Source organism: Flavobacterium aquidurense (assembly GCF_002217195.1).
GTDB lineage: Bacteria > Bacteroidota > Bacteroidia > Flavobacteriales > Flavobacteriaceae > Flavobacterium > Flavobacterium frigidimaris.
This window is the reverse complement of sequence record NZ_MUGR01000079.1, coordinates 1-7,997: the sequence shown is the minus strand read 5'-3', so window position 1 is coordinate 7,997 and position 7,997 is coordinate 1. Positions and strand designations below refer to the sequence as shown.

Sequence of the window (7,997 nt, the reverse complement as noted above, 5' to 3'; positions counted from 1 at the left end):
CTTTAAAATAAAACCGATATCCAATTTTTATTTTCGAAAATTGGAGATCTTCCGCTCTTTTTTTTGTTTGCTCGAGAAGACTAAAAATTTTTTGAATTACATCTTCCGTTGAGTTTGAGTTTTTCGCCTTTAAAACTGAACCCTACATTTAAAAATGGTTTTTGTAAGCAATCAGGACAAGTTTAAATTTAGTGTTCTTGGCTTCTGAGAGGAACGAACAGAAGTCTTAGAACTCTTTTTAAGGCTTGGGCTGTAATTGTGTCTAAAATCATTTTTAAAACCTTTGTTTGGTTTTATGGCTAAAATTCGAACTGGAAGATTTAATTAAAAATTTTGAGGATTCGAGAACAGCAAATAAAATCAATAATCACTTTTTTATGCAGCGCTTTTGCCCTGCGAAATTTTTATGTAGCCGGGCGAAAGTGGCAGCATAAAAATATCCTTGTTTTTATCCTGGTTAATTGGCTACACTTGGCCAAAATTAACCAAGAATAAAAACCCCGTGAAACTTCACTTTTTGGCTGTGAACTGGACAAAAAAAATACCTCAGGTTTTCTCTGAAGTATTTTTTCGTCGGGTAATTATTATTTAACCACTATTTTTTTTTCATACTTTATCTGCCCAATGATTATTTTAAATTTTTTTAATTCTTCTTCTGCTTCATCTAAATTCGTCCAAGAGTTCTTAGCATAATAATCAATTCTTGGTGCTATATTTGCTTTAATAATTGGAAATTTTTCAAATTCCATAAAAGTATTATCCTTTTTTTTAGCAAGTATTTTATATTCTTTTCTGTTTAAGTTATCCGTTATTTCGCCAATTTTATAAGTGTTTTTTTTCATATCTCTATGTAGCTTATAATGAATTGCGCAGAGAGAAATAAGGCTTATTGTAAAAATTGATAGGACAATTAAGATAAAATCAAATTGTTGAGTATTCATATTGTATTTTTTTCAAAGTTAATTATTATTTTACTCGATGGTAGTCTAAACTCTAGTACTGGAAATAACTTTTTGGCTAATTCAAAAACAGCTACAAAAAGTTATTCTAGGAATAGAGCCGTTTTAAAGGACTTTTTTTGAATTAGTGAGTATTTCGTTGTTTTTGTAATAAAAGTTTTTTAAAAGTGATTTTTTTGCTGTTAAAACTTACACAAGACAGGTTTGGCGGTTTCTTTTTCGGACTTTTCACTAAACTTTTAAATTAAGGAGTTTCTAAAAAGAATTTTTAGAAAGAATAATAACTTTCAAAAAAAGAAAAAGCCTTTAGCGGAATGTTATGTATTGATTTCAGGGCTTTTATTTTTTTTTGAATATCCTTTTAAATTTTTAAAGATATTTTAAAGATATTTTAGCCAACCCCGAAAAGCCTTATAAACAAAGGGGTTAACGCCTGTTTTGTGTATGGTGCAAAAACTCAACTTTGTATGGTGCAAAAACTAAATTTTGTATGGTGCAAAAACTTCGTGTATGGTGCAAAAACTCAGCTTTGTATGGTGCAAAAACTTTAAGTGTTGTATGAAAACTCTGATTTGTATGGTGCAAAAACTTTGTGTATGGTGCAAAAACTCAACTTTGTATGGTGCAAAAACCCAATGTATGGTGCAAAAACTCAATTTTGTATGGTGCAAAAACCCAATGTATGGTGCAAAAACTCAATTTTAATGTTAGATTACTCCCAAATTTGTTGTTTTTCTTTCTCTAATAGAATTGATTGAAAGATTGTTTTAAATTCCTCCTGTACAATATCGGAAGCCTTTATTTTTTTCTCTCTACAATCTTTTACAAAAGTTTTATAACTGTCACTAACTGCTTCAAAATTACCTTTTATTGCTAGATACAAAGAAAAAATCTTTAAATCATTTTCATTAAGATTATGACGTTCTCTAAAATATTTTACTTTCTGACGTATCATTAAGCTCGTAATTGTTTTCTCTTTTAAATTATTAGTTTGAACTAATGGAGTTTTAACAAATGAGATATAGTCCCCTTTTACTCCTGAACCAAAAGACATCGCTGAAATTTTATCCAGTTTCTTTTTAAAGGGCATTACAAAATTGATATATAATTCTCTTGCAGTTTTATAATTCAAATTATAATGTTCTGTAATTGTTGTAAATTTAATATTTGTACCTTTTTCTCCAAGCCTTAAAATCCAGAGGTAAAACAAAAGTTGTTTTGGGTCTTTTATCTTAAACAGGGTGTCATAAAGACTTGGATTAAATTTATTCAAATCAATTAATTTTTCAAGCCAAAAACTAGAAACTAAAAAGGTAATTTCCCCCTCTGAATAACTTGGTTGAGAGATTAATCCCCCAAAAGAGTTAATCTCTTTACCTGCACTATTAGTCTGTTTGTGCCATCCTTTTTGATATTGTTCTAAAAATTCAAGAGCTGTTTTGACATTTTTAGAACTTCTATTTGGGTCTAGTTCACTAATTTTATATTGAAACGTTGAAAAAGTATTATGATTGGTACGCATAGATTCATCAAATAAAGATAGTTGCATCTTATTTTTAATAGTGTTTTTTTTATTTTCAGATGAAAAAGTCACTTTTCTTAAATCTGCAATAATTTTAAAAACAATACGATAAGTAATAATTGGTATTTCTAATAGTTCGGGGTTATTAGACGGAACGAAAAATTCATCTCGAAAATCATTTGAAATTGAAATAGTATCAGGTTTCTTAAGAGATGTAAAAACTTTATCTGTAATATTAATTTTTTTGTTTTCCATTTGAAAAATTGTGTATCTTTGGTTTACGAAAAAGAAGGCTTGCCTTTAAAACTTATTCCCCTTGAAAACTTGTTTTTTTAGGGGTTTATTTTTATATATCCTTAGTGGTTGGTACATTTCTATTCTTTCCGTTTTGATAACTGGCTAAAATGTTATTTGATTTACTTTTATCCTCTTTATCATAAACATTAAAATACAACCACTCTTTAGTATCTATAAATTTTACGAATTTCCCCAAATGATTAACGGAATGATATGTTACCCAATTTCCATTTGCAAGCTTGACCGTACAATTATAGATTTTTGCCATATTTCTTTTTTAGTTTTTCAATAAGATTATTTATAAAATCAGGTTTTGAAAAAAATTCATCATTTTGTCTTTCCTGCAAAATATAATTATCAATCCAATTAATCTCTCTCTTAGGAATAACAACAGAGGTTGAATAAGTTTCAATTTTGTTTTTTTGTCCTCCTCCTCGGTAAAGTCTTCTTTCTAAAGAAGCTTCATCTTTAACTAAAGGATTATCTTTTTTAAGCAATTCTAAGCCCTCTAAAAACGCTCCTTTTAAATTATATGATAAATTACCCTGTTTGGTCTTTAAAGTCAGTAATTCTCTAAGATATTTATATCCCTCGACTGGAATAGCTAAACTAAACAAGCTAGTTTTATCTAAATCTTCGACTTTCTCCTTTTCTTCTACTTTCTTTATTTTGGCAGGGGGAGTAAACAAAGCATTAACTCCGCCCATATTTTTATTGCCTGCTTCTAAATCTCCAAAAACTTTCTTTGCCATAATTATACTTTCATTAAAATTTCATCTACTAAATTTGAATAATCAATTGCCCCGTTCGAATTTGGCGCATATTGAAATATATCTTTTCCTGTTACTGGGGCTTCAGCCAAAGCAACATTTACCCTTATTGAGGTATCAAATAATTTGTCTCCAAAATGTTTTTTTACACTCGTTTTAATATTCTCCGTTAACACTCTTTGAGAATTACATTTTGTTATAAAAACCCCACCAATATAAAGTTTAGGGTTAAAATTAAATTGTACATTTTCAATAATACTTATAAGCCTATCTATTCCTTTATAGGCGTAAAATTCTGCTTCTAAAGGAACTAAAACACTATCACTAGGTACAAGTGCATTTAAAGTTAATAACCCCATAGCGGGCGGACAATCAATAATAACATAATCATAATCCCATTTCACATCTTCAAGAAGTTTCTCTAAAATACTTTCTCTCTTACTGCGTGAAACTAATTCCAATTCAGCCCCTAACAAATCCAAAGAAGAGGGCACTAAATGTAAGTACTCCGAAAGTTCTATTATTGGTAAAGGTGTTTTATATCTATCGTCCCTTATTGCGTTATAAATGGATACGTCAGTATCTCTAATACCTAAACCCTCTGTTAAATTGGCTTGTGGGTCAATATCAATTAATAATGTTTTTTTCTTTAGACGGGCTAATCCTGCTCCGATATTTGAAGTAGAAGTTGTTTTTCCTGTTCCTCCTTTGTGGTTTAAAATCGCTATTGTTTTCATAGTTTTGTTTGTGTAAAGATAATATATATAATTAGTATAATTTGTATTTGCTATTCTTGAATTTTATATGTTTTTAAAATGTATTATTTTAATTTCCCCGTTATTTTTAATTGGCCAGCTGTAAGCGCTTTTTGTGTTTTCACGTTATTTTGCATTTCTGCAGCTCGTTCCTGGTTCTCGTTTTCACGTCATTTTGTATTCCTGAAGAAAAGATCCGGAACGGCTTTTCACGTTATTTTTTTAATCCAAGCTAATAAATTGTTTAATTCTATAAACTTGTTTTTGAAAACATCATTCTTTTGTTTTTCATTACTTAATTCAGTTTTAAGTTTTTCAATTTCCTTTAATTTGGCGATATAGTTGACAGTACAATACTCAACCGCTTTTGAATTAGTAATAATATCAAACTTCTTTTTTACTTCATTTACTTGCTTTTCAAAATCTTCTGAAATGTTTCTTAAATCAATATTCATAATTTGCTTTTTTCAATAGTTATTACCTGACATATTCAACTCTTTCATTTTTCTAAACATATACGGCTCAACAGGGGCTTTATCAGCCCAAAGCCCTAACTTGTTTTTCTTAGCATTAATTTCCAAATCACTAAGTTTTTTTGATTTAGAGTACTTTTTATAATGCCAACCGTACCCGTTTTTTATAATCTCTTCAGACAAATATTTATTATCATAAAAGATTTTTGCTATGTACCTCCCGTACCTATCAGTACTGATTATTTTATAAGACACTACTTTATTACCAACCTCATTAGAGGTAAATTCTTTTGCTCTCTTCCCAAACGCTTGTTTGCTCTCTGGGCAATCTACTTCGGCTAAACGAAGCGTTATTTGGTTATTATCAGAATCCAACAATACGACCGTATCCCCATCTTTAATTTTTACCACTTTCCCCGACTGAGAATAAACAGTAATTGACAAAAACAGCAGAACCAATTTTAAGTATTTCATTTTTTTATAATTAAGTTATTTTTCCTTATTTTCTTATTCAAAGATAAACTATATATATCATATATACTAATTATATATATAGTATTTGGTTGGTTAAATAAATACGTTTTAATCTTACTTACCCGCAGAAGCCATTATCCTCAATTTCAACATACAAGACACGAACTGAATCTTCATTGTTAGCTAAATAGTACTGTATATTTATATACATATACTTATTTCTCCCCTCCACTTCATAATAAATTCCAAAACAATGTTCTTTAGTTGGCAAAATACCAAAAACAGAAAGATGGTTTTGAATACAATCTATTAAACCTTGTTCTGCCTTTTCAAATTCAATCCATTGGTCAGCAGTCTTATCCATTAAATTAGTCTCTAAAAAAATAGTATGGTCGTTTAGTTTTAAACTGAATCTTTTATAATTACTCATAACATTATTAGTTCTATAGGTTGTTAATTTTCCTTTTTTGCTTACTCAAAGGTAAGCAATATAATTCATATATACTAATTATATATATAGTATATGTTTAAAAACAAACCACTTTTTTAAGGTGGAGTGCTGGCAGAACCGAAAAGTAATTTTATTAATTTAATATAGGTTTGAGCTCTAGGGAATATTGAGTAACTTCATTAACACAAGGGATTATTAACCTTGAAATAACCTCAAAACGAGTTGTTTTAAAAGTTTTTTTCATATCCTCTTTTATTTTATCATCAAGCAACAAAGCAAATTCTATAAAATCTCCTTTTAATGGAACAAAAAGGACATCGTCAAATTTATTCCAAAACGATTCACTTTCCCATCTTTTAACAAATTCTTCTTCTTTCTCGTGTATAAAATCTAAATTTACTTCATGTAATTGAGCCCCTGTAAAATCTTCTGTTTTCATCTTTTCAAATTTTAAATTATATTCAAATATAAGTTATATATATCATATATACTAATTATTTATACAGTATTTTAAAATTAAATTACATTTTTTTTAAAGTCGAGTGTCGCTAGAACCAACTAAGAGAACTAAAATTAATACAACAGCCAACATTAAGGCTGTTATACAAAAACTAACAAGTATTTTAATCCCTCTTCTATTGTGTAGTATTTCCTTTTGCTCTTCCAAAATATTTTTAGAATAAAATTTGATATAAATCAAAATTAAAAGAGATACAAAGGCAACAATAAAAACTGTTGTAATAAAATCATTCGGTATTAAATTGATTATCTCATTATAAGCAGTATTAAGGTCGATATTTTCTTTTTTAGCTATATTCATTTATTTACAATATAAAGGTTATCAGTCAGTTTAACAACTGGTTTATTATTAAATCGACAAAGCATATTACACACCCATTTTGCAAATAATGTTTTTGTTATAATAAACCCGTCAAAAGAAATAGTAAAACCGATTTTTTTCAAGCAATATTTTTTTATTTTTTTCATCTTAATTCTGGCTAACTAATAAACTGATTTTCTTGGTTAATGCATTACTCTCTTCGTGTAATTTTTTCCATTCTTCAAAATCTTCTTTCGGTAATAATTTAAGTTCCGAAGTAGGTAAATTGTTTTTATTAAATAATACTCTCATTTTCTCCTGTAAGGATTCTCCTTTCTTAAAAAGTTCTTCTAACTCGCTCATTCTCCAATTAATTTAATTATCCAAAGATAATGCGTTTATATTATATATATTAAATATTTATATAGTATTTAGAACAATTCTAATTGAACATCTTCTATAATTGGCAGAGACTCCACCGCTTCCCCAGTAATTACCCAATCTGTTTTTTTACTTTTAAATGTTACGTCTGAATACCCACTCTTTCTTTTACCATCCATCACATCAAACCCATGTTCAGCATAAGAAACGGCTTTTCCTGAAAAGTTTTCTAAAAGAATACATTCATAAGCAGTAATAGAATAAACTCCTTTAGAACCGCTAGAAACAGCCCCAACAATAATAAATATTTTATTCTTATATGTAAAAAGTTCCTGCACATTATTGCCAGTTATTTGCATACAGGCGTTTAAGTTTGCTAAAGAATTAAGTAAATTTTGAGAGATATAAAGTTTCATAATTTCAAGATTAAAAAAACTATCCAGTATTAAACTGGATAAGTCTTATGTTAATATTCGGCAGGTAATATTATAATTCCATCTATACTCCAAACGATGTATTCATCAAAAGGGAAATCAGAAAAAATAAGATGTTGGTTAATTAAAACTTTGTCGTTTCCATCTTCACAAACTATATTAAAACAGCTCTTTCTTTGCCCCACAACCTTAATATCATTTACAAGTGAATAAGAATACTCTCTTTCTAGTTTCCAAGCCTGAAAACTCTCGTTTCTTAACTCTTTTTGATAACTTGCAATTATATCTAAAAACCAAAATGATTCTGATTTTATAGCAATTTCCCTTATACCCTCAGTATATTGTATTTTTGTAGTAGGATTAATAAAAATCTTTTCCCCTCCGTGATATCCCTTTAAACTGTCATTTGCTGATAAAACTTGTGTACCCATAATATAATATATTACATATAAATAATTAGTATTTTGCTTTATTATTAAAGCTTTTTGCGCTCTCCAAAAGTGATACTTCTAATTGTACCACCTCTCATAATTATAGTTTCTATAACTTCAGTTTCAAAATTTTCGTCTACGTGATGAATGATTATTGTTTTCATAAATTTTAAATTTTATAGGTTGTTAATTTTCTTTATTTGCTTACTTAAAGATATACTATATATATC

General features: G+C 28.4%; 13 protein-coding genes. All 13 read right to left on the bottom strand.

From position 1 onward, the window contains the following. Positions 1–584 precede the first annotated feature (584 nt). The 13 genes from B0A67_RS24590 to B0A67_RS24525 all read right to left on the bottom strand — a co-directional run bounded on the left by B0A67_RS24590 (position 585) and on the right by B0A67_RS24525 (position 7,767). Positions 585–941 carry a hypothetical protein gene (locus B0A67_RS24590; protein ID WP_123887492.1) on the bottom strand — a complete coding sequence of 119 codons (357 nt, stop codon included), beginning with the start codon at positions 939–941 and terminating at the stop codon, positions 585–587. Between the two features lie 730 nt (positions 942–1,671). Beyond that, on the bottom strand, positions 1,672–2,736 hold the full coding sequence (locus tag B0A67_RS24580) for a hypothetical protein (RefSeq protein ID WP_072965273.1): 1,065 nt from the start codon (positions 2,734–2,736) through the stop codon (positions 1,672–1,674). Positions 2,737–2,827: 91 nt separating this feature from the next. Continuing rightward, positions 2,828–3,046, bottom strand: a complete 219-nt coding sequence (locus B0A67_RS24575; RefSeq protein WP_072965272.1) for a hypothetical protein — start codon at positions 3,044–3,046, stop codon at positions 2,828–2,830. After that, positions 3,030–3,530: a hypothetical protein gene (locus B0A67_RS24570; RefSeq protein WP_072965271.1), complete on the bottom strand. Its 501-nt coding sequence runs from the start codon at positions 3,528–3,530 to the stop codon at positions 3,030–3,032. The genes B0A67_RS24575 and B0A67_RS24570 overlap by 17 nt, the downstream gene beginning before the upstream one ends. Before the next feature lie 2 nt (positions 3,531–3,532). Further along, entirely contained in the window at positions 3,533–4,285 is a 753-nt protein-coding gene (locus B0A67_RS24565; protein ID WP_072965270.1) for a ParA family protein, read from the bottom strand. Positions 4,286–4,512: 227 nt separating this feature from the next. Continuing rightward, positions 4,513–4,758 carry a hypothetical protein gene (locus B0A67_RS24560; protein ID WP_072965269.1) on the bottom strand — a complete coding sequence of 82 codons (246 nt, stop codon included), beginning with the start codon at positions 4,756–4,758 and terminating at the stop codon, positions 4,513–4,515. 12 nt (positions 4,759–4,770) lie between these two features. After that, a complete protein-coding gene (locus tag B0A67_RS24555) occupies positions 4,771–5,250 on the bottom strand; it encodes a thermonuclease family protein (RefSeq protein ID WP_072965268.1) in 480 nt (159 codons plus the stop codon). A gap of 118 nt (positions 5,251–5,368) precedes the next feature. Continuing rightward, positions 5,369–5,680, bottom strand: a complete 312-nt coding sequence (locus tag B0A67_RS24550) for a hypothetical protein (RefSeq protein WP_123887490.1) — start codon at positions 5,678–5,680, stop codon at positions 5,369–5,371. 154 nt (positions 5,681–5,834) lie between these two features. Further along, positions 5,835–6,140, bottom strand: coding sequence for a hypothetical protein (locus B0A67_RS24545; protein ID WP_072965266.1), 306 nt, complete (start codon positions 6,138–6,140; stop codon positions 5,835–5,837). Between the two features lie 93 nt (positions 6,141–6,233). Next, positions 6,234–6,521, bottom strand: a complete 288-nt coding sequence (locus B0A67_RS24540) for a hypothetical protein (RefSeq protein WP_072965265.1) — start codon at positions 6,519–6,521, stop codon at positions 6,234–6,236. 168 nt (positions 6,522–6,689) lie between these two features. Then, complete coding sequence (locus tag B0A67_RS24535; protein ID WP_072965264.1) at positions 6,690–6,884, bottom strand: hypothetical protein; 195 nt, start codon at positions 6,882–6,884, stop codon at positions 6,690–6,692. 68 nt (positions 6,885–6,952) lie between these two features. After that, entirely contained in the window at positions 6,953–7,318 is a 366-nt protein-coding gene (locus B0A67_RS24530; RefSeq protein ID WP_072965263.1) for a hypothetical protein, read from the bottom strand. A gap of 50 nt (positions 7,319–7,368) precedes the next feature. Beyond that, positions 7,369–7,767, bottom strand: a complete 399-nt coding sequence (locus B0A67_RS24525; RefSeq protein WP_072965262.1) for a DUF6876 family protein — start codon at positions 7,765–7,767, stop codon at positions 7,369–7,371. Between the last annotated feature and the right edge of the window lie 230 nt (positions 7,768–7,997).

Bases quoted from the DNA above. Each gene is read 5' to 3' on its own strand.
- B0A67_RS24560 (WP_072965269.1), bottom strand. From the start codon at position 4,758: ATGAATATTGATTTAAGAAACATTTCAGAAGATTTTGAAAAGCAAGTA.
- B0A67_RS24580 (WP_072965273.1), bottom strand. From the start codon at position 2,736: ATGGAAAACAAAAAAATTAATATTACAGATAAAGTTTTTACATCTCTT.
- B0A67_RS24555 (WP_072965268.1), bottom strand. From the start codon at position 5,250: ATGAAATACTTAAAATTGGTTCTGCTGTTTTTGTCAATTACTGTTTAT.
- B0A67_RS24530 (WP_072965263.1), bottom strand. From the start codon at position 7,318: ATGAAACTTTATATCTCTCAAAATTTACTTAATTCTTTAGCAAACTTA.
- B0A67_RS24590 (WP_123887492.1), bottom strand. From the start codon at position 941: ATGAATACTCAACAATTTGATTTTATCTTAATTGTCCTATCAATTTTT.
- B0A67_RS24550 (WP_123887490.1), bottom strand. From the start codon at position 5,680: ATGAGTAATTATAAAAGATTCAGTTTAAAACTAAACGACCATACTATT.
- B0A67_RS24540 (WP_072965265.1), bottom strand. From the start codon at position 6,521: ATGAATATAGCTAAAAAAGAAAATATCGACCTTAATACTGCTTATAAT.
- B0A67_RS24570 (WP_072965271.1), bottom strand. From the start codon at position 3,530: ATGGCAAAGAAAGTTTTTGGAGATTTAGAAGCAGGCAATAAAAATATG.
- B0A67_RS24535 (WP_072965264.1), bottom strand. From the start codon at position 6,884: ATGAGCGAGTTAGAAGAACTTTTTAAGAAAGGAGAATCCTTACAGGAG.
- B0A67_RS24545 (WP_072965266.1), bottom strand. From the start codon at position 6,140: ATGAAAACAGAAGATTTTACAGGGGCTCAATTACATGAAGTAAATTTA.
- B0A67_RS24575 (WP_072965272.1), bottom strand. From the start codon at position 3,046: ATGGCAAAAATCTATAATTGTACGGTCAAGCTTGCAAATGGAAATTGG.
- B0A67_RS24565 (WP_072965270.1), bottom strand. From the start codon at position 4,285: ATGAAAACAATAGCGATTTTAAACCACAAAGGAGGAACAGGAAAAACA.
- B0A67_RS24525 (WP_072965262.1), bottom strand. From the start codon at position 7,767: ATGGGTACACAAGTTTTATCAGCAAATGACAGTTTAAAGGGATATCAC.